The sequence below is a fragment of the Brevundimonas sp. GW821-FHT02A10 genome (assembly GCF_059422025.1).
In genome coordinates this window covers 237,153-256,745 of sequence record NZ_JBWKWC010000003.1, presented here as the reverse complement: position 1 = coordinate 256,745, position 19,593 = coordinate 237,153, and the positions used below count along the sequence as shown (strand labels likewise).

General features: G+C 67.5%; 18 protein-coding genes. 16 read left to right on the top strand and 2 right to left on the bottom strand.

From position 1 onward, the window contains the following. The first annotated feature begins 27 nt into the window (after positions 1–27). From tsf to AC07U0_RS10695, 16 genes are all read left to right on the top strand, one after another. Positions 28–966 carry a translation elongation factor Ts gene (tsf, locus tag AC07U0_RS10770; RefSeq protein ID WP_494720012.1) on the top strand — a complete coding sequence of 313 codons (939 nt, stop codon included), beginning with the start codon at positions 28–30 and terminating at the stop codon, positions 964–966. 162 nt (positions 967–1,128) lie between these two features. Beyond that, positions 1,129–2,745, top strand: a complete 1,617-nt coding sequence (locus tag AC07U0_RS10765; RefSeq protein WP_494720011.1) for a M20/M25/M40 family metallo-hydrolase — start codon at positions 1,129–1,131, stop codon at positions 2,743–2,745. Positions 2,746–2,840: 95 nt separating this feature from the next. Then, positions 2,841–3,584, top strand: coding sequence for a UMP kinase (pyrH, locus tag AC07U0_RS10760; protein ID WP_494720010.1), 744 nt, complete (start codon positions 2,841–2,843; stop codon positions 3,582–3,584). A 25-nt stretch (positions 3,585–3,609) separates the two neighbouring features. Then, the gene (gene frr / locus AC07U0_RS10755; RefSeq protein WP_492947945.1) at positions 3,610–4,167 is read left to right on the top strand and encodes a ribosome recycling factor; all 558 of its coding nucleotides are present in this window, start codon (positions 3,610–3,612) and stop codon (positions 4,165–4,167) included. A 33-nt stretch (positions 4,168–4,200) separates the two neighbouring features. After that, on the top strand, positions 4,201–4,956 hold the full coding sequence (gene uppS, locus AC07U0_RS10750; protein ID WP_494720009.1) for a polyprenyl diphosphate synthase: 756 nt from the start codon (positions 4,201–4,203) through the stop codon (positions 4,954–4,956). After that, positions 4,956–5,774, top strand: coding sequence for a phosphatidate cytidylyltransferase (locus AC07U0_RS10745; RefSeq protein WP_494720008.1), 819 nt, complete (start codon positions 4,956–4,958; stop codon positions 5,772–5,774). Before uppS ends, AC07U0_RS10745 begins: the two co-directional genes overlap by 1 nt. Then, the gene (gene dxr / locus AC07U0_RS10740) at positions 5,771–6,967 is read left to right on the top strand and encodes a 1-deoxy-D-xylulose-5-phosphate reductoisomerase (protein WP_494720007.1); all 1,197 of its coding nucleotides are present in this window, start codon (positions 5,771–5,773) and stop codon (positions 6,965–6,967) included. The genes AC07U0_RS10745 and dxr overlap by 4 nt, the downstream gene beginning before the upstream one ends. Positions 6,968–7,015: 48 nt before the next feature. Beyond that, positions 7,016–8,233: a M50 family metallopeptidase gene (locus AC07U0_RS10735; protein WP_494720006.1), complete on the top strand. Its 1,218-nt coding sequence runs from the start codon at positions 7,016–7,018 to the stop codon at positions 8,231–8,233. Positions 8,234–8,268: 35 nt separating this feature from the next. After that, the gene (gene bamA / locus AC07U0_RS10730; protein WP_494720278.1) at positions 8,269–10,743 is read left to right on the top strand and encodes an outer membrane protein assembly factor BamA; all 2,475 of its coding nucleotides are present in this window, start codon (positions 8,269–8,271) and stop codon (positions 10,741–10,743) included. 37 nt (positions 10,744–10,780) lie between these two features. After that, positions 10,781–11,368: an OmpH/Skp family outer membrane protein gene (locus tag AC07U0_RS10725; protein WP_494720005.1), complete on the top strand. Its 588-nt coding sequence runs from the start codon at positions 10,781–10,783 to the stop codon at positions 11,366–11,368. 16 nt (positions 11,369–11,384) lie between these two features. Beyond that, positions 11,385–12,404 carry a UDP-3-O-(3-hydroxymyristoyl)glucosamine N-acyltransferase gene (gene lpxD / locus AC07U0_RS10720; RefSeq protein WP_494720004.1) on the top strand — a complete coding sequence of 340 codons (1,020 nt, stop codon included), beginning with the start codon at positions 11,385–11,387 and terminating at the stop codon, positions 12,402–12,404. After that, entirely contained in the window at positions 12,401–12,886 is a 486-nt protein-coding gene (gene fabZ / locus AC07U0_RS10715) for a 3-hydroxyacyl-ACP dehydratase FabZ (protein ID WP_494720003.1), read from the top strand. The genes lpxD and fabZ overlap by 4 nt, the downstream gene beginning before the upstream one ends. A 4-nt stretch (positions 12,887–12,890) precedes the next feature. Continuing rightward, positions 12,891–13,694 carry an acyl-ACP--UDP-N-acetylglucosamine O-acyltransferase gene (gene lpxA, locus AC07U0_RS10710; protein ID WP_494720002.1) on the top strand — a complete coding sequence of 268 codons (804 nt, stop codon included), beginning with the start codon at positions 12,891–12,893 and terminating at the stop codon, positions 13,692–13,694. Between the two features lie 10 nt (positions 13,695–13,704). Next, positions 13,705–14,553 carry a UDP-2,3-diacylglucosamine diphosphatase gene (gene lpxI / locus AC07U0_RS10705; RefSeq protein ID WP_494720001.1) on the top strand — a complete coding sequence of 283 codons (849 nt, stop codon included), beginning with the start codon at positions 13,705–13,707 and terminating at the stop codon, positions 14,551–14,553. Beyond that, positions 14,550–15,701 carry a lipid-A-disaccharide synthase gene (gene lpxB, locus AC07U0_RS10700; RefSeq protein WP_494720000.1) on the top strand — a complete coding sequence of 384 codons (1,152 nt, stop codon included), beginning with the start codon at positions 14,550–14,552 and terminating at the stop codon, positions 15,699–15,701. The genes lpxI and lpxB overlap by 4 nt, the downstream gene beginning before the upstream one ends. 103 nt (positions 15,702–15,804) lie before the next feature. After that, positions 15,805–16,674: an aldo/keto reductase family oxidoreductase gene (locus tag AC07U0_RS10695; protein WP_494719999.1), complete on the top strand. Its 870-nt coding sequence runs from the start codon at positions 15,805–15,807 to the stop codon at positions 16,672–16,674. 75 nt (positions 16,675–16,749) lie between these two features. Here the strand turns inward: AC07U0_RS10695 and gltA are convergent, their stop codons facing one another. After that, entirely contained in the window at positions 16,750–18,042 is a 1,293-nt protein-coding gene (gene gltA, locus AC07U0_RS10690) for a citrate synthase (RefSeq protein WP_494719998.1), read from the bottom strand. 64 nt (positions 18,043–18,106) lie between these two features. Then, positions 18,107–19,528, bottom strand: a complete 1,422-nt coding sequence (gltX, locus tag AC07U0_RS10685; RefSeq protein WP_494719997.1) for a glutamate--tRNA ligase — start codon at positions 19,526–19,528, stop codon at positions 18,107–18,109. Between the last annotated feature and the right edge of the window lie 65 nt (positions 19,529–19,593).

Below are 19,593 nucleotides of genomic sequence, written 5' to 3'. Positions count from 1 at the left end.
ATACCCATCGATACCAGGAGCTATACAATGGCTGAGATCACCGCCGCCCTCGTCATGGAACTGCGCGCCAAGTCCGGCGTGGGCATGATGGACTGCAAGAAGGCCCTCCAGGAAACCGACGGCGACATCAACGCCGCGATCGACTGGCTGCGCGCCAAGGGCCTGTCCAAGGCCGCCAAGAAGGCCGACCGCGTCGCCGCTGAAGGCCTGGTCGCCGTCGCCACGCGCGATGAGGGCAAGGGCGAAATCGGCGCCGCCATCGAGTTCAACTCGGAAACCGACTTCGTCGCCCGTAACGAGCTGTTCCAGAACGCCGCCAACCAGTTCGCCGTTCACGGCCTGGAGCACGGCTCGGTCGAGGACCTGCACTCGGCCGTTCTGGAAAACGGCAAGTCCGTCCAGGACGAAGTGACCCAGATGATCGCCACCATCGGCGAGAACATGCAGCTGCGCCGCGCCGCGCGTCTGGCCGTGGGTGAAGGCGTCGTCGCCTCCTACGTCCACAACGCCGTCTCGCCGGGCCTGGGCCGCATCGGCGTTCTGGTCGCCCTGGAAGGCGAGGGCGACAAGACCGCCCTGCGCGAGCTGGGCCGCAAGATCGCCATGCACGTCGCCGCGACCGCTCCGCTGTCGCTGAACACCGACGACCTGGACCCTGCCGCCATCGAGAAGGAACGTCAGGTCCTGACCGAAAAGGCCAAGGAAGAAGGCAAGCCGGAAAACATGATCGCCAAGATCGTGGAAGGCCAGATCAACAAGTTCCAGAAGGACGTGGTGCTGACCAAGCAACCGTTCGTCATGGACCCCGACGTGACCGTCGAGCAGCTGGTCGCCAACACGGCCAAGGAACTCGGCTCGTCCAACCTGCACCTGGCCGGCTTCGTGCGCCTGGCCCTCGGTGAAGGCGTCGAGAAGGTCGAAGGCCCGGACTTCGCCACCGAAGTCGCCTCGATGATGCAAGGCTAAGTCCTCGGTTCATCCGAAGACAACGAGAGGGGCCGGCGAGCGATCGTCGGCCCCTTTTGCGTTTCGCGGCGCCGCTGCAGCGAAGGGGCGTTTGCGAACCGCAACGGTTCACGGCACAGAAGGGCCTCGTTTGAGTCTGGATTGAAGTCAGGGCCCCCGTCCATGTCACGTCTGCTTGCCGCCGTTTCCGCCGCCGCACTGTTGATCGCCACGCCGTCGCTGGCCCAGGAGGTCGATCTGAACGCCGTCAACGGCATCGTCGATCAGGGGATGAACCACTCGCAGGTGATGCAGACGGCCCAGCATCTGACCGACGTCATCGGCGGCCGGCTGACCAACTCGCCGGCCATGCGTCAGGCCGAGGGCTGGACGCAGCAGCAGTTCCGCGACTGGGGCCTGTCGAACGTCCATGCCGAGGGCTTCGAGTTCGGTCGTGGCTGGTCGATCGTGCGTTCGAGCGCGCGGATGATCACGCCCCGTCCGCTGGACCTGCACGCCATTCCGATCGCCTGGACGCCGGGCACCGGCGGGACGATCAGCGGCGAGGTCGTGGTGGCTCCGATCGCCAACGCCGGCCAGTTCGACGCCTGGAAAGGCAAGCTGCAGGGCAAGATCGTGATGATCTCGACCCCGGACACGGGCTCCGAGCCCGATACGGCGCCCTTCCTGCGCTGGACCGACGCCCAGCTGGCCGACCGCACGTCCTTCTCCCAGCCGCGCAACGATCCGGCGGCGGCTGAAAAGGCCCTGCGCGGGCCTCAGGCCGACTTCGCCGGCAAGCTGGACGCCTTCCTGAAGGCCGAGGGCGCGATCGCCCTGGTGCGGATGTCGGCGCGTGACGGCGACCTGCTGCACGGGACCGGCTCGGGCTATCGCGTCGGCCAGACCCCGACCGTGCCCGGCATGGAGCTGGCGGCCGAGGACTATCGCCGTCTGGCCCGTCTGGCCCTGAGCGGCACGGCGCCGACCCTCGAGCTGATGAGCGAGGTCCAGTACGACGACTCAGACGTCAACGCCTACAACATCATCGCCGACATCCCGGGTTCGGCCCGGGGCGGCGAATACGTCATGGCCGGCGCCCACCTGGACAGCTGGGTCGCGGGCGACGGCGCCTCGGACAACGCCGCCGGCAGCGCGGTGATCATGGAGGCGGCGCGCATCCTGAAGGCCATGGGTGTCAAACCGAAGCGCACCATCCGCTTCGCCCTGTGGAGCGGGGAAGAGCAGGGGCTGTGGGGCTCGCTGGCCTATGTCGACCAGCATCTGGCGACGCGGGCGCCGCTGAGCGATCCGGCCTTCGCCACCATGCCCAACAACCGCACCTGGCGCGCCCGCTGGCCGATCCAGCCGCGCCCCGGCTATTCGGATCTGGTCGCCTATTTCAACATCGACAACGGCTCGGGCAAGATCCGCGGCATCAACGCCGAGGGCAATATCGCCGCCGCTCCGGTGTTGGCCGAATGGCTGAAGCCGTTCGAGAGCATGGGCGTGACCACGGTCGGCCTGCGGCCCTCGGGCGGCACCGACCACGTCTATATGCAGACCATCGGCATCCCGGGCTTCCAGTTCATCCAGGACCCGCTCGACTACAACAGCCGCATCCACCACACCTCGGTCGACACCTATGACCATCTGAAGGCGGATGATCTGCGTCAGGCGGCGGTCGTGCTGGCCAGCATCCTGCTGAGCGCGGCCAACAGCGACGAACCCTTGCCGCGTATGCCGCTGCCGACCCTGCCGACGGCCAGCGACCCGTTCGCCTATCCGACCCCGAACTGAAAAGATCGCTCCCATAAGGCTTTGAAGCGAGGGGCGCCCTTCGTCTATAAGGCGCTGTCCCGAATCCGCGCCGCCCCTCGCGAAAGAGCTTACCCATGTCCGACGTCGACCACGCCCCGAAGTACAAACGGGTGCTGCTGAAGGTGTCGGGTGAGGTGCTGATGGGCGACCAGCCCTACGGCATCGACATGAAGACGGTCGCCGAGGTGGCCCGCGCCGTCGGTTCGGTCGCCAGCGAAGGCATCGAGATCTGCCTGGTCATCGGCGGCGGCAACATCTTCCGCGGCCTGTCGAAGGCGGCCGGAGACATGGACCGCGCCACCGCCGACCAGATGGGCATGCTGGCCACGGTCATGAACGCGCTGGCCATGCAGGCGGCGCTGGAGAAGATCGGCGTCCAGACCCGGGTGCAGAGCGCCCTGACCATGCCCGCCGTCGCCGAGCCCTACATCCGTCGTCGCGCCCTGCGTCATCTCGAAAAGGGCCGGGTGGTGATCTTCGCCGCCGGCGTCGGCGCCCCGTTCTTCACGACCGACTCGGGCGCCGCCCTGCGCGCCGCCGAAATGGGCTGCGACGCCCTGCTGAAGGGCACCAGCGTCGACGGCGTCTATACGGCCGATCCCAAGAAGGACAAGAACGCCACCCGCTACGACACCCTGACCTATCAGCAGGTGCTGGCGCAGGATCTGCGCGTCATGGACGCTTCGGCCGTCGCCCTGATGCGCGACAGCGGCATCCCCATCGTCGTCTTCTCGATCAAGGAGGAGGGGGCCTTCCACCGCGTGCTGCGCGGCGAGGGCGCCTTCACGGTGATCAGCGACAACGCCGACGCCGTCTGACTATAAGAGACTCAAGGAGACCCACATGGCGAAGCCAGACCTGAACACCTATCGCGAGCGCATGGACAAGTCCGTGGCCTCGCTGAAGGAAGAGTACTCCGGCCTGCGCACCGGCCGGGCCCACGCCGGCCTGCTGGATCCGGTCTCGGTCGAGGCCTATGGCTCGCGCTCGCCGCTGAACGCCGTCGCCGCCATCAGCGTGCCTGAGCCGCGCATGATCTCGGTCAACGTCTGGGACAAGTCGATGGTCGGCCCGGTCGAGAAGGCCATCCGTTCCGCCGGCCTGGGCCTGAACCCCGTCACCGACGGCCAGACCCTGCGTATTCCCGTGCCGCCCCTGACCGAGGAGCGCCGCAAGGACCTGGCCAAGCTGGCCGCCAAATACGCCGAACAGCAGAAGATCGCCGTGCGCAACGTGCGCCGCGACGCCAACGACGACCTGAAGAAGGCCGAGAAGGCGGGCGACATCAGCCAGGACGAACAGAAGAAGATGGAGACCGAGGTCCAGAAGGACACCGACGCCGCCATCAAACGCATCGACGAGACCTTGAAGACCAAGGAAGTTGAGATCATGCAGGTCTGAGGTCCGCCTCAGAGCCTGCCAGGACGCTATGAAATGACGGCACCCACCGCCGGTCTGCCCGGAGCCGCTGAAGGCCCGAAGCATGTCGCGCTCATCATGGACGGCAACGGTCGCTGGGCGCAGGCCCGGGGGCTGCCGCGCGCCATGGGCCATCGCGAGGGGGTCCAGGCCCTGAAGCGCACCGTCCAGGCCGCGCCCCAGTACGGCATCGAATGCCTGACCGTGTTCGGTTTCTCGACCGAGAACTGGCGCCGTCCGGTGGAAGAGGTGTCCGACCTGATGGGGCTGGTGCGGTCCTATGTGGCCAGCGATCTGAACCGGCTGGCGCGCGAGGGCGTGCGGGTGCGGGTTCTGGGCCGCCGCACGGGCCTGCCGACGGACATCGCCGCCATCGTGGACCGGGCCGAGGCCCAGACGGCGCACAACACCCGTTTCCTGCTGCAGGTCGCCTTCAACTACGGCGGTCAAGCCGACATCGTCGACGCGGCCCAGCGCCACATCGACAAGGTCCTGGCCGGTGAAGCCGTGGGTCCGCTGGACGAGGCGGCCTTGGGCGCCGGCCTGTCGACGGCGGGCGGTCCGCCCGTGGATCTGATCGTGCGCACCTCGGGCGAGCAGCGCCTGTCGAACTTCCTGCTCTGGGAAGCCGCCTATGCCGAGATGGTGTTCCAGAACGTGCTCTGGCCCGACTATGGCGCCGGCCCGCTGGGCGAGGCCGTCGAACAATATCGCAACAGGGATCGCCGGTTCGGCGGGCTGATGGCGCAGCCGGCGCTCGCGACGGGCTGATGGCGCTCAAGGTTGGGGACATCGGCATTCGCGCTGCGTCAGCCGTCGTGCTGGCGCCCGCCGCCGTCCTGGCCACCTGGGCCGGAGGCGTATGGTTCCTTGCCCTTGTCCTGATCGCCTGCGCCCTGCTGGCGGTCGAATGGGCGATGATGAGCGCGCCCGGCGCCTGGCGGATGATGACCGGCGCGGTGGCCCTGGGCCTGTTCGCGGCGGTCGTCACCGCGCACGTCGGGCAGTTGTCGCTGGCCCTGGTGCTGCTGGTCTTCGGAGCCGGCGCCGCGGGTCTGTTCGCGCGCAGCCGGGGGCAGGAGGCCCTGAACGCCGCCTATGGCGTCCTCTATCTGGGCTGGCCGGCGGTTCTGCTGATCTGGCTGAGGGACAATCATTCGCCGGTCGGGCTGCACTGGACGGTGCTGGTGTTCGCCGTGGCCTGGGCCTCGGACATCCTGGCCTATCTGGTCGGCAGCGCCGTGGGCGGACCCAAGCTGTGGCCCAGTTTCTCGCCCAACAAGACCTGGTCGGGCTTCATCGGCGGCTTGCTGGCGGGCACGATCGCCGGCGCCGGCATGGCTCACTGGCTGGAAATGGGCCGGCTGAACATGTTCTGGGGCGGTGTCCTGGGTCTGGCCGCCGCGCTGGCCACCATGGCCGGCGACCTGTGGGAATCGGGGCTGAAGCGGCGCTTCGGGGTCAAGGATGCGGGGCAACTGATCCCCGGACACGGCGGGCTGATGGACCGGGTCGACGGCCTGATGTTCGCGGTCGTGGTGGTGGCCCTGGGCCGCTGGCTGGTGCTCCTGCTGGAGCGGGCGGCATGATCCGGCGCCGCGTGAGCGTGCTCGGATCGACCGGGTCGGTCGGCTGTTCGACGCTGGAGCTGATGGCCCAGGCCGAGGCGGCCGGAACCGGAGCCTTCGAGGTCGAGGTCCTGACCGGCGGCGGCAACGTCGCCCGACTGGCCGAACAGGCGAAGCGCTGGAAGCCCAAACAGGTGGTCATCGCCGATCCGAAGCGTCTGCAGGACCTGCGCGACGCCCTGTCCGGACTGGATATCGAGGTCGCGGCGGGGGATGAGGCGGTCGTTGAGGCCGCGCACCGACCGGCCGACTGGATCATGGCCTCGATCGTGGGCGCGGCGGGGCTGCGCTCGACCTGGGCGGCGGCCGGGACGGGCGCGACCCTGGCCCTGGCCAACAAGGAAAGCCTGGTCTGCTGCGGTCCGCGCCTGATCGAGCGCATCAGGACCAGCGGCGGAACGCTGATCCCGGTCGATTCGGAGCATTCGGCGATCTTTCAGGTGTTTCCGGCCGAGGCGCCGGAGCGGGTCGGGAAACTGATCCTGACCGCCTCGGGCGGGCCGTTCCGCAGGACGTCCCTGGCCGAGATGGCCCGGATGACCCCCGAACAGGCCGTGGCCCACCCCAACTGGTCGATGGGGGCCAAGATCTCGGTCGACAGCGCGACCATGGCCAACAAGGGTCTGGAGACGATCGAGGCCGCCTATCTGTTCGCCATGCCGGCCGAAAAGATCGACGTCGTGGTCCACCCCGAATCGGTCATCCACAGCATGGTCGAGTACGTCGACGGCTCGACCCTGGCCCAGATGGGGCCGCCGGACATGAAGACGCCGATCGCCTGTGCGCTGGCATATCCGCACCGTCTGGCCTGGCCTGCGCCCAGGCTGGACCTGGCCGCCCTGGGCAAGCTGACCTTCGAAGCGCCCGATTATGAGCGGTTCCCGGCCCTGAAACTGGCCCGCGAGGCGCTGACGGCGGGCGGCTCGGCCCCCACGGTGTTTAACGCCGCCAATGAGGTCGCCGCCTATGCGTTTCTTGACCGTAGGCTGGGCTTTCTCAATATTGCCGCAGTCGTCGCCGAAACCCTTGATCGAGCGACACGCTCGGGGATGGATTTCACGTCTGAAGACGCCTGCGACGCGGCCCTGGCCGTCGATGCGGAGGCTCGGCGGATCGCGGAGACCATCGTCAGCGGACTGGCCGTCGCGGCCTGACGTGATAGGGGCGACCGCCATTCCGGCGGTGGGGAGAACGGGACAAGAATGCTGAACGGTCTGGGGCAGATCCTGATCGCCATCCTTTCGGTGATGGTCGTGCTGACGCCTGTGATCGTCATTCACGAGCTCGGTCACTACTGGGTCGCGCGCGCCTTCAAGGTGAAGATCGACCGGTTCGCCATCGGTTTCGGCCGCGCCCTGTTCAGCCGCACGGACAAGCGTGGCGTCGAATGGCGTGTCGGCTGGATGCCGCTGGGCGGCTATGTGAAATTCGCGGGTGATCTGGACGCCTCCAGCGTGCCCGATCAGGCCGGTCTGGCCGAACTGCGCCAGCGCGTGATCGCCGAGAACGGCCCGGGCGCCGAGCGCGACTATTTCCATTTCAAGCCGGTCTGGCAGCGGGCCCTGATCACCGCCGGCGGTCCGGTGGCCAACTTCATCCTCGCCATCCTGATCTTCACCGTGATGTTCTCCATCCTGGGCAAGGCCTTCAGCCCGGCCCGGGTCGCCGAAGTCGGGGCAGGGACGCCCGCAGCGGTCGCCGGCTTCCGGCCCGGGGACCTGATCACGGGGATCAACGGCCGCACGATCCAGGACTCCCGCGAGGTGACCGCCAAGGTCATGCTGAGCGCCGGGGATCCGATCCGTTTCACCGTTGAACGTAACGGCGCTGAAATCTTCGTCACGGCGACGCCCGAGCGTCTGGTCGTGGATGATCCCGTCGCCGGACGGACCAAGGTCAGCCGGCTGGGCCTGCTGCTGTCCTCGACGCGCGCCGAGACCCGCTTCGTGCGCTACAACCCCATCCAGGCGGTGGGCGAGGGCGTCAAACAGACCGGCGACGTGCTGGGCACCACCCTGACCTATATCGGACGCATCTTCAGCGGCCGAGAATCGGGCGACCAGCTCAGCGGGCCGCTCGGCATCGCCAAGGCCTCGGGCGCTGTGACCAGCGCCGCCGTCTCCGCCAGCCCCGATCCGCTCGCCATCGCCATCAATCTCGTCCTGAGCGTGACAAGCCTTGCCGCCTTACTTTCGATCGGAATCGGCTTCATCAACCTGATGCCCATCCCGGTTCTGGACGGTGGTCACCTGGTTTTCTACGCCTACGAAGCTGTGGCGCAGAAACCCGTGGCGGCCAGGGTTCAGGAGGCGGGATACCGGGTCGGTCTTGCTTTGCTGGCGGGTTTGATGTTGTTCGCGACCTGGAACGACTTGCAGAAGCTGAACCTGTTCAAATTCCTCGGCGGGCTCGTCAGTTGAGCCGACGCCAGCCCCCGATGGTTTCCCGTATGATGATGACCGACCGACGTGCTCCCGCCGCCATGGCCGCCCGCTTCCGAGCGCCGCTCTGCAGTGTGATGACCCTTGTCATCGCCGCCGGACTGAGCGGAACCGCCATGGCGCAAACGGGGGCGCAGACCGCGCCGGCCCCGACTCCTGCCGCTCCGGCTCCTGCCGCGCCCGCACAGGCCGCTGCCCAGACGGCTCCGGAGGCTCAGGCCGCTCCGGCGCCGCGCCCGGCCGAGACGGGGGTGGTCAACCGCATCCTGGTCGAGGGCAACCAGCGCATCGACCAGACGACGGTCCTGTCCTATCTGCCGATCCAGCCCGGCGACACGGTCGACGCCGTTCTGCTGGACGTCGCGGTCCGCACCCTGAACCGCACCCAGTTGTTCGCCAACGTCCAGATCGGCCTGCAGCCGAACGGCGACCTGGTGGTTTCGATCGTCGAAAACCCGATCATCAACCAGGTGACCTTCGAGGGGAACAGCGCCCTCACCGAGAAGAAGCTGACCGAAGAGGTCACCCTGGCGCCGCGCGGCATCTACACCCGCGCCAAGGTGCAGGAAGACGTCGGCAAGATCATCGAGCTGTACCGCCTGTCGGGCCGCATCTCGGCGACCGTGACGCCCAAGCTGGTCCAGCTGGAACAGAACCGCGTCGACGTCGTGTTCGAGATCGACGAGGGTCCGGAAACCGGCCTGCAAGCCATCACCTTCCTGGGCAACACTGCCTATTCGGACGGCGAGCTGCGCGAGGTCATGGTGACCAAGGAATCGGCCTGGTACCGGCTGTTCAGCTCCAACGACAACTACGACCCCAACCGTCTGGACTATGACCGCGAGCAGCTGCGGAAATTCTATACGAACCGGGGCTATTACGACTTCCGCATCGTCTCCGCCGTCGCCGAACTGGTCCCCGACGACCACGCCTTCGGCCTGACGATGACGGTCGACGAGGGCGACAAGTACAATTTCGGCAAGATCAACGTCGTCACCGAAAACAGCCGCCTGAACGCCGACTTCCTGAAGCTGCTGATCCCGATCCGGGAAGGCCAGCTGTACGAGAGCGACAAGATCGAGAGCTCGGTCGACGCCCTGACGTTCGCGGCCGGTTCGGCGGGCTATGCCTTCGTCGACATCAAGCCGAGCTATCGGGCCAATCCCGAGACCGACACCGTCGACGTGACCTTCAACATCTCCGAAGGCCAGCGCGTCTACATCGACCGCATCAATGTGGTCGGCAACACGCGCACGATCGACCCGGTGATCCGCCGCGAGATGATGCTGACCGAAGGCGACGCCTTCAACCGCACCCTGATCGAGCGCTCGCGCAACAATCTGCGCGCCCTGGGCTTCTTCAAGGACGTGACCATCGACGAGGTCCGCGGCTCCGCGCCCGACCGCACCGTGGTCAACGTCAAGGTCGAGGAACAGCCGACCGGCGAACTCTCGGTCGGCGCCGGCTTCTCCTCGGTCGACAGCTTCGTCGTCAATCTGGGCGTCACCGAGCGGAACTTCCGCGGTCGTGGCCAGAACGTCGTCGCCCGCGCCGAATGGGGCTCGCTGCGCCAGCAACTGGACTTCCGCTTCACCGAGCCGAAATTCCTGGGCCGCGACATCGGCGCCGGCTTCGACCTGTTCCACTCGCGCTATGACTTCCAGGACGAGTCGTCGTTCGACTACCGCTCGACCGGGGCCGGTCTGCGCCTGTCGTATCCGATCAACGGCTATACCCGCCTGAGCACCCGCTACTTCATCAAGGACGATGAGATCATCGTTCCGACCGGTTATTGCTCGACCGGCGGTTCCGGCTCGCGCGCCCTGTGCGAACAGGTCGGCGCCTCGCTGAACTCCTCGGTCGGTTATACGCTGGCCATCGACCGTCGCAACGACCCGGTGCGTGCGACGCGCGGCTGGAACGGCACGGTCCGTCAGGATCTGGCGGGCGTCGGCGGCGACGTGAACTACGTCAAGACCGAGGTCGAAGGCGCCGTCTACTACGGCTTCACCCCGTCCTGGATCGTCAGCGTCGACGGCTCGGTGGGCTATGTCAGCGGCTGGTCGGGCGACGCGGTGCGGATCAACGACCGCTTCTTCCGCGGCGGCAACACCTTCCGTGGCTTCGAGACGGCCGGCATGGGTCCGCGCGACCTGTCGACCAACGACGCCCTGGGCGGCAACTTCTACGCCGTCGGAACCGTTGAACTGACCGTGCCCAACTTCCTGCCTGAAACCTATGGCATCAAAACCTCGCTGTTCACCGACGTGGGCACCCTGGGCGTGCTCGATGACCGCTACACCCTGACCTCGACGGGCGTGCAGGACACCAATATCGTCGACGACCTGTCGCTGCGCGCCGCCTCCGGCGTCAGCATCCACTGGAAGTCCCCGATGGGCCCGATCCGCTTCGACATTTCCAAGGTCTGGTCCAAGGAAGACTATGACCGGACGGAATCCTTCCGCTTCTCGACTTCAACCCAGTTCTGACAACCGCAGGTCCAAAAGGACCGCACAAAGGCCTGAAATGAAAACCCTGCTCATCGGCGCTGTCGCGCTGGCTTCGCTCTTCGCCGCCTCGGCCGCCTCGGCCCAGACCGCCGGTCCGCAAAACCCCGGTCCCGTGATCCCCGGCGTTTGCGTGTTCTTCAACCAGCAGATGCTGGCGACCTCGACGGCCGGCCAGTCGGTCCAGACCCGTATGGCCGCCCTGGCCAACGAAGTGCAGGGCGAGCTGACGCCCTACGCCACCGCCATCCAGACCGAGGCCACCGCCCTGCAACAGGGCGCTGCGACTATCCCGGCCGATCAGATGAACCAGCGCCGCCAAGCCCTGCAACAGCGCGCCCAGGAAGCCCAGCAGCTGCAACAGACCCGTGAAGACGAGCTGCGCTACACCCTGAGCGAACAGCGCCGCCTGATCTCGGTCGCCGTCGAGCCGATCCTCGTCGCCGTCTATCAGGAAAAGGGCTGCGGCGTGATGCTGGACCGCGAGAGCGTCTTCATCATGAACCCCGCCATGGACGTCACCAGCGAGGTCATCACCCGCCTGAACGCCCAACTGCCTTCGCTGACCTTCAACCGCCTGCCGGTTCCGGTCCAGCAGGGCCAGTAAGGTCGGGAACGGGCGCATGCCCGATACCAGGTTCTTCGAGACTCTGCCGTCCCTGACGGCGACCGCCCTGGCCGAGATCATCGGCGGGGCGGTTGTCCGGGGCGGCGAGACCGAGATCGCCTCCGTCGCGCCCCTGTCCTCCGCGGACCGGGGCGCGGTGTCGTTTCTGGCCGACCGTAAATTCGCAGCCGCCCTTTCGGAGACGAAGGCCGGCTGCGTGATCGTGCCCGCCTCGGCCGTCGAAGCGGTTCCGGAAGGGGTGGCGATCATCACCTCGGGCGAAGCCCAGGCGGCCTGGGCGCGGGCGTCGCTGCGTCTGCACCGGGCGCGGACACTCGATGCCGCCGCGACCCGCCAGGAGGTTTGCGAGGACGACAGCGTCGTGCTGGAGCCCGGCGTGGTGCTGGGCGCCGGCGTACGCATTGGCCGGGGCACGCGGATCGGGGCCAATACGGTCATCGGCCCGGGCGTCCAGATCGGGCGCGACTGCGCCATCGGCTCCAACGCCAGCCTGTGGTTCGCCCTCGTCGGCGACCGGGTGAAGATCTATGCCGGCGCCCGGATCGGCGAGGCGGGCTTCGGCGCGACCGGATCGAAGGCCGGGGCGGTCGACATTCCGCAGCTGGGCCGGGTGATCATCCAGGACGGCGTGACCATCGGCGCCAATACCTGCATCGACCGCGGCGCCTATGACGACACGGTCATCGGCGAGAACTCCAAGATCGATAACCTCTGCATGATCGGCCACAACAGCGTGCTGGGCCGCAATGTCCTGATGGCGGCGCAGAGCGGCCTGTCGGGCTCGGTGACCGTGGGCGACAACGTCATGTTCGGCGGACAGGCCGGGGTCGGCGACCACCTGACCATCGGCGACGGCGCGGCCGTCGCGGCCGGCGGAGGCATTCTGGCCAACGTCCCGGCGGGCGAGGTCTGGTCCGGCTATCCCGCGAAACCGCTTCGACAATTCTTGCGCGAAACTATCTGGGTGTCCAAACAGGTCGCCCCGAAGAAGCGTACGAAGGAATCAGAGGGATGAGCGACACTCCCGAAACCACCCCTGACAACGTGAAGATCGACTATGCCGAGGTGATGCGGCGGCTGCCGCACCGGTATCCCTTCCTGCTGGTCGACAAGGCCGAGGACTTCGTGCCGGGGACCTCGATCACCGGCATCAAGAACGTCACCCACAACGAGCCCTTCTTCCCGGGCCATTTCCCGATCGATCCGGTCATGCCGGGCGTGCTGATCGTCGAGGCCATGGCCCAGACGGGGGCGCTGCTGATGTCCAAGACCATGGAGGTCGCGGTTGCGGACAAGGTCATCATGTTCATGTCGATCGACGGCGTACGCTTCCGCAAGCCCGCGCGGCCGGGCGACCAGCTGAAGATGAAGGTGATCGTGACCCGCGCCCGCGGCGACGCCTACAAATTCCGGGGCGAGACCTTCATCGACGACAAACTGGCCGCCGAGGCCGAGTTCATGGCCATGGTGGTCACGGTCGACCAGCCGGCGAGCTGAGCCCATGACCACCATCCATCCCTCCGCCATCGTCCACCCCGAGGCCCAGCTGGCCGACGGCGTACAGATCGGTCCCTGGTGCACGGTCGGACCGGGCGTCAGCCTGGCCGAGAACGTCACCCTGGTCAGCCATGTGGTGGTCCAGCAGGACACGACGATCGGCGCCCGCACCATCGTCCATCCCTTTGCCGTGATCGGCGGCGACCCGCAGCACAATGGCTACAAGGGCGAGCCGGTGCGGCTGGAGATCGGGTCGGACAACTCGATCCGCGAGCATTCGACCTTCAACCGGGGCACGCCCCAGGGATCGGGCGTGACGCGCATCGGCTCCAACAACCTGTTCATGACCGGCGCCCATGTGGGCCACGATGCGGTCGTGGGCAGCAATGTCGTCATGGCCAACAACGCCACCCTGGGCGGTCATGCCCAGATTGGCGACAAGGTCTTCCTCGGCGGGCTGTGCGCCGTGCACCAGAACGGCCGGGTGGGGCAGGGCGCCATCGTCGGCGGTCTGGCCGCCGTGACCCGCGACGTCATCCCCTATGGCTCGGCCTGGGGCAATCACGCGCAGCTGCACGGGCTCAATCTGATCGGGCTGAAGCGCAAGGGCTACGGCAAGGACGCGGTGCGCCGCCTGCTGGCCGCCTTCCGCGACCTGTTCGAGGGCGGCCAAGAAAGCGGGGGCGGCGTCTTCGCCGACCGTCTGGACGGGGTCGAACAGACCTATGCCGACCTGCCCGAGATCATGGAGATCGTCGCCTTCATCCGCGACGGCGGCAAGCGTCCGCTCTGTCTTCCGGGCGAGTGAGGACGGGCGAGTGAGTGCGCCGCACGCCCCCAAGCTCGGGCTGATCGCCGGGGGCGGGGCCCTGCCGCTGGCCATCGCGGCGCGGTGCGAGGCCGAAGACCGGCCCTTGTTCGTCATCCGCCTGACCGGTTTCGCCGATCCGCATCTGGTCCGTTACACGGGCGCCGAGATCGGCATGGCCGAACTGGGCAAGGCGCTGGCGGCGCTGAAGGCGGCGGGCTGCAAGGCCGTCTGTTTCGCAGGCACGGTCAACCGGCCCGACTTCAAGAGCCTGAAACCCGACCTGAAGGGCGCGACCCTGCTGCCCGGCATCATCGCGGCGGCGACCAAGGGCGACGACGCCCTGCTGCGCAAGATCCTGTCGGTGTTCGAGAACGAGGGCTACGCCGTCGAGGGCGCCGACGACATCCTGGGCGGGGAGACGCTGGAGCCCGGGGCGCTGGGCGTCGTTTCGCCGACCGCAGACCAGCTGGCCGACCTCAGGAAGGCGCTGCATGTCGCGGAAAAGGCCGGCGAACTGGACATCGGTCAGGGCGCGGTCGTCTGTGACGGACTGGTGCTGGCGGTCGAGGCCCAGGAGGGAACGGACGCCATGCTGACCCGCGTCGCCGGCCTGCCCGCTGATCTGCGCGGCGCCGCCGGAGCCCTGAAGGGCGCGCTGGGCAAGGCGCCCAAGCCGATCCAGGACCTGCGCGTCGACATGCCGGTGATCGGGACGCGGACGCTGGAGCTGGCCGCCGCCGCCGGGCTGGCGGGCGTCGGCGGGGTGGCGGGCAAGCTGATCCTGATCGACCGCCCGGCCCTGATCGAGACCGCGAACCGGCTGGGCCTGTTCGTCTGGGGCGAGGACAGGTCATGAAGATCATGCTGGTCGCCGCCGAGGCCTCGGGCGATGCGCTGGGCGCGGGTCTGGCCAAGGCCTTGAAGGCGCGCGATCCGGGCGTCGACTTCGTCGGGGTCGGCGGACCCAAGATGGCGGCCGAGGGGGTTCAGAGCCCGTTCGACATCGCCGAACTGTCCATTCTCGGCTGGCTGGAGGGCCTGCGCGCCTACAAGCGGGTCAAGGCCCGGGTGGCGGACACCGTGGCCTTGGCGGTCAGGGAGCGGCCGGACGCCGTGGTCCTGATCGACAGCTGGGGCTTCACCATCCGGGTGGCCAAGGCCCTGCGCGAAGCCCTGCCGGGCGTGCCCCTGATCAAATACGTCGGGCCGCAGGTCTGGGCCTCAAGGCCGGGGCGGGCGAAGACGCTCGCCGGAGCCGTGGACCATCTGCTGGCGCTGTACACCTTCGATGCGCCGTGGTTCGAGGCCGAGGGGCTGGCGACGACCGTGGTCGGGTCCTCGGCCCTGCATGTCGATATGGACAGCGCCGACGGGGTGCGGTTCAGGGCCGCGCGCGGGCTGGCGGCGGATGCGCCCCTGCTGCTGATCCTGCCGGGCAGCCGGCCGTCCGAAATCCGCCATATGACGCCCGTCTATGGCGAGACGGTCGCCCTGCTGCGGCAGCGCCATCCGGGGCTGGAAGTCGCCGTGGTCGTCGCGGGCACGGTCGCGGCCGATGTGACGGCCCGGGTGGCCGCATGGCCGTTCCGCGTGCATCTGGTGCAGGAAGACGAGAAGTACGACGCCATGCGCGCCGCGACCGTCGCCCTGGCCACCTCGGGCACGGTCTCGACAGAGCTGGCGCTGGCCGGGGCGCCGATGATCATCGGCTACCGCTTCGATCCGCTCAGCTATGCGATCATGAAGCCCTTCTTCACGGGCAAGTTCGCGACCCTGTTCAACACGGCGGCGGATGAGATGATCGCGCCCGAGCTGATCCAGAAGGATGCGACACCGGAGAAGATGGCCGGCGCCGTCGGGGCCCTGCTGGACGATCCGCAGGCGCGTGCGGCCCAGTCCGCCCGCCAGACGGCGGCGCTGGATCGGATGGGCCGGGGCGGGCGCGATCCGTCCGAGATCGCCGCCGAGGCGGCGCTGAAGGTGATTGGCGACCGCGCCGCCTGAGACCGCCATTGTTCGCCATGGCGAACAGCTCATGCGGATTGCGTCGGCTTATCGCGGGGGCGCGCGAAGCCTAGGTTCCAGCCTCGGAACAAGGAGCTTTCCCATGACCATTTCCCCGACCGTCGGCAGCTACACGATGGGCGACCGGACCGTGAAGCGGCTCGGCTATGGCGCGATGCAGCTGGCCGGACCCGGCGTGTTCGGCCCGCCGAAGGATCACGACGGCGCCCTGGCCGTGCTGCGTGAGGCCGTGGCGCAGGGCGTGGACCATATCGACACCTCGGACTTCTACGGCCCGCACGTCACCAACCGGCTGATCCGGGAGGCCCTTCATCCGTATACGGACAACCTGACGATCGTGACCAAGATCGGGGCGCGGCGCGACGAGACGGGGGCCTGGCTGCCGGCGTTTTCGCCTTCGGAGCTGGAGCGGGCGGTTCACGACAACCTGACCAACCTCGGGCTCGAGACGCTGGATGTGGTCAATCTCAGGGTCATGATGGGCGAGGCCCATGGGCCCGCCGAGGGCTCGATCGCGGGGACCCTGTCGGTCGTCGTCGACCTGCAGCGGCAAGGCCTGATCCGCAACATCGGCCTCAGCAACGTCACGGCGAAACAGGTCGAGGAGGGGCGGTCGATGGCGGAGATCGTCTGCGTCCAGAACCTCTACAACCTGGCGCACCGAGAGGATGACGCCCTGATCGACAGCGTCAACGAAGCGGGTATCGCCTATGTGCCCTTCTTCCCGCTGGGCGGCTTCTCACCGCTGCAGTCGGACGCCCTGTCGGCCGTGGCGGCGGGTCTGGGCGCGACGCCGATGCAGGTCGCCCTGGCCTGGCTGCTGAAGCGGTCGCCCAACATCCTGCTGATCCCCGGCACCTCCTCGGTCGGGCATCTGAGGGAGAACCTCGCCGCCGGCGATCTGGTGCTGGACGACGCGGCCATGACCGCGCTGGACGCCATCGGCGGCTGAACCCCGCAGAGCATCGCCCAAAGAAAAACGCCGGAGCTTTCGCTCCGGCGTTTTGCATTTCAGACCGTGGTCCGATCAGCCGCGCTTGGCGATCGGCACGTAGTCGCGCTCGGTCGGGCCGGTGTAGAGCTGACGCGGGCGGCCGATCTTCTGGGCCGGATCGCCGATCATTTCCTGCCACTGCGAGATCCAGCCCACGGTGCGGGCCAGGGCGAACAGGACGGTGAACATCGAGGTCGGGAAGCCCATCGCCGACAGGGTGATGCCCGAATAGAAGTCGACGTTCGGGAACAGCTTGCGCGAGGTGAAGTATTCGTCGTTCAGGGCGACCTTCTCCAGCTCCTTGGCGACCTGGAACAGCGGGTCGTTCTCGCGGCCGGTGGCGGCCAGCACCTCATAGGCGCTTTCCTGCATGACCTTCGCGCGCGGGTCGTAGTTCTTGTACACGCGGTGACCGAAGCCCATCAGCTTGTACTTGCGGTCCTTCACGCCCTGGATGAACTCCGGGATCTTGTCCGGGGTGCCGATTTCCTGAAGCATGGTCAGGGCTTCTTCGTTGGCGCCGCCGTGCGACGGGCCCCACAGGCAGGCGATGCCGGCGGCGATACAGGCGAACGGGTTGGCGCCCGACGAACCGGCCAGACGGACGGTCGAGGTCGAGGCGTTCTGCTCGTGGTCGGCGTGCAGGGTGAAGATCCGGTCCATGGCGCGGGCCAGGGCGGGGTCGATCACATAGTCCTCGGCCGGAACGGCGAAGCACATGCGCAGGAAGTTCTCGGCGTACGACAGGTCGTTGCGCGGCGAGATGAAGGGCTGGCCGACGTGGTACTTGTAGGCGCGCGCGGCGATGGTCGGCATCTTGGCGATCAGGCGGATGGCCGAGATGTTGCGCTGGACCGGATCATGGATGTCCAGGCTGTCGTGATAGAAGGCCGACAGGGCGCCGACGGCGCCGACCATGATCGACATCGGGTGGGCGTCGCGACGGAAGCCCTCGAAGAAGCGGTCGAACTGGGCGTGCAGCATGGTGTGCCGCGTGATGGTGGTCTCGAACTCCGCATACTGGGCGGCGGTCGGCAGCTCTCCGTAGAGGAGCAGGTGGCAGACCTCGAGGAAGTTGGACTGCGAGGCCAGCTGGCCGATCGGATAGCCGCGGTGCAGCAGGACGCCGGCGTCGCCGTCGATGTAGGTGATGGCGCTTTCGCAAGCGGCCGTAGAGGTGAAACCGGGGTCGAAGGTGAAGGCGTCAGTGGCGCCGTACAGCTTGCGGATGTCGATAACGTCGGGGCCGGTGGAACCGCTCAGAACGGGCAGTTCGACGGTCTTGTCGCCGAGGGTGAGGGTCGCCGATTTGGCAGGTTCAGTCATTGTAGCCCCTTGTGAATCAGGGCCCGCGCCGGGGAGACGCCGGACCCCTTGTTGTTCGTGAACGTCACTTAGTCTGTTGCAGCGCATCATCCAAGCGCCCGAGCGATTCTTCGCGCCCCAAAGCGGCAAGAGTTTTGGCGATGTCGGGCGAAACCCCGTCTCCGGTCAGGGCGGCGCGGACGGCCGGGCCGATCTTGCCGAAGCCGACGGCCTCTTCCTCGGCGAAAGCCTTGAGTTCGGCCTCAAGGGCGAAGACGTCCCAGCTGGCGAACAGCTTGAGCCGGTCGCGCAGACGGCCGATGCGCTCGCCCGACTCGCCGGTCAGCAGCGGCAGGGCCTTTTCGAAGATGACCAGCGGACGGCGGCGCAGGACGAAAGCGGTCTGGTCGACCAGTTCGTTGAGCGTCTTGGCGCGGTCCTTGAGGAAAGGCATGGCGCGGGTCAGGCGAACCTCGTCGTCCTCGCCCAGCACATGGCCGCGCGCGAGGTGGAGATCGAGGACCTGTTTGGCCAGGCCGTCGTCGGCGGCCAGCCGCATCCAGTGGGCGTTGACGTGGGCCAGTTTGTCGAAGTCCAGCCGGGCCGGGGCTTTGCCGACGCCGGACAGGTCGAACCATTCCTGCGCCTGCTCGTCCGAGAACAGCTCGTCGTCGCCGTGGGCCCAGCCCAGGCGGGCCAGATAGTTGCGCATGGCCTCGGGCAGATAGCCCATCTCGGCATACTCATGCACCGCCTGGGCGCCGTGGCGCTTGGACAGTTTCGCGCCGTCCGGGCCGTGGATCAGGGGAATGTGAGCGAAGCTCGGACGCGCCCATCCGAGGGCGTCGTAAATCAATGATTGACGAGCAGCGTTGTTCAGATGGTCGTCGCCGCGAATGACGTGGGTGACGCCCATGTCATGGTCGTCGACGACCACGGCCAGATTGTAGGTCGGGGCGCCGTCGGAGCGCAGCAGGACCAGGTCATCGAGGTCACCGTTGTCCCAGCTGACCGCGCCCTGGACCTCGTCCAGGACCTCGACCCGGCCGGGCAGGGGACGGCGGAAGCGGACGACGAAGGGCTGCTCAGCCTCCAGCCCGGCGGCGACGCGGTCGCGCCAGGGAGATTCGAAGGTGCGGCGCGCGGCCTTGGCCTCGTCGCGCAGACGGCCGGTTTCCTCGGCGGTCGTGTAGTCGCGATAGGCGTGGCCGCTGTCGAGCAGGGTCTGGACGACCTCGCGGTGACGGTCGGCACGCGAGAACTGGAACACCGGCTCCTCGTCGGCGAACAGCTCCAGCCAGCTCAGGCCGTCGAAGATGGCCTTGACCGCCTCATCGGTCGACCGCTCGCGATCGGTGTCCTCGACCCGGATCAGGAACTTGCCGTTGCGCCCCTTCGCGTAAAGGTAGTTGAATAGCGCCGTTCTCGCACCGCCGATGTGCAGGGAGCCGGTGGGCGAGGGGGCGAAGCGGGTGACGACTGTCGAAGAAGAGGCAGGAGAGGTCATGGCAGGGAGGTCCGTACGGGCCGCCCTTATACCGCCCGACGCGGCAAAGCCCAGCCTTCCAGACA

Coding starts and splice junctions, on each gene's coding strand:
- uppS (WP_494720009.1), top strand. CDS start 4,201: ATGACGGCACCCACCGCCGGTCTGCCCGGAGCCGCTGAAGGCCCGAAG.
- AC07U0_RS10725 (WP_494720005.1), top strand. CDS start 10,781: ATGAAAACCCTGCTCATCGGCGCTGTCGCGCTGGCTTCGCTCTTCGCC.
- tsf (WP_494720012.1), top strand. CDS start 28: ATGGCTGAGATCACCGCCGCCCTCGTCATGGAACTGCGCGCCAAGTCC.
- gltX (WP_494719997.1), bottom strand. CDS start 19,528: ATGACCTCTCCTGCCTCTTCTTCGACAGTCGTCACCCGCTTCGCCCCC.
- dxr (WP_494720007.1), top strand. CDS start 5,771: ATGATCCGGCGCCGCGTGAGCGTGCTCGGATCGACCGGGTCGGTCGGC.
- lpxD (WP_494720004.1), top strand. CDS start 11,385: ATGCCCGATACCAGGTTCTTCGAGACTCTGCCGTCCCTGACGGCGACC.
- fabZ (WP_494720003.1), top strand. CDS start 12,401: ATGAGCGACACTCCCGAAACCACCCCTGACAACGTGAAGATCGACTAT.
- pyrH (WP_494720010.1), top strand. CDS start 2,841: ATGTCCGACGTCGACCACGCCCCGAAGTACAAACGGGTGCTGCTGAAG.
- lpxB (WP_494720000.1), top strand. CDS start 14,550: ATGAAGATCATGCTGGTCGCCGCCGAGGCCTCGGGCGATGCGCTGGGC.
- AC07U0_RS10735 (WP_494720006.1), top strand. CDS start 7,016: ATGCTGAACGGTCTGGGGCAGATCCTGATCGCCATCCTTTCGGTGATG.
- gltA (WP_494719998.1), bottom strand. CDS start 18,042: ATGACTGAACCTGCCAAATCGGCGACCCTCACCCTCGGCGACAAGACC.
- lpxA (WP_494720002.1), top strand. CDS start 12,891: ATGACCACCATCCATCCCTCCGCCATCGTCCACCCCGAGGCCCAGCTG.
- frr (WP_492947945.1), top strand. CDS start 3,610: ATGGCGAAGCCAGACCTGAACACCTATCGCGAGCGCATGGACAAGTCC.
- AC07U0_RS10695 (WP_494719999.1), top strand. CDS start 15,805: ATGACCATTTCCCCGACCGTCGGCAGCTACACGATGGGCGACCGGACC.
- AC07U0_RS10745 (WP_494720008.1), top strand. CDS start 4,956: ATGGCGCTCAAGGTTGGGGACATCGGCATTCGCGCTGCGTCAGCCGTC.
- bamA (WP_494720278.1), top strand. CDS start 8,269: ATGACCGACCGACGTGCTCCCGCCGCCATGGCCGCCCGCTTCCGAGCG.
- AC07U0_RS10765 (WP_494720011.1), top strand. CDS start 1,129: ATGTCACGTCTGCTTGCCGCCGTTTCCGCCGCCGCACTGTTGATCGCC.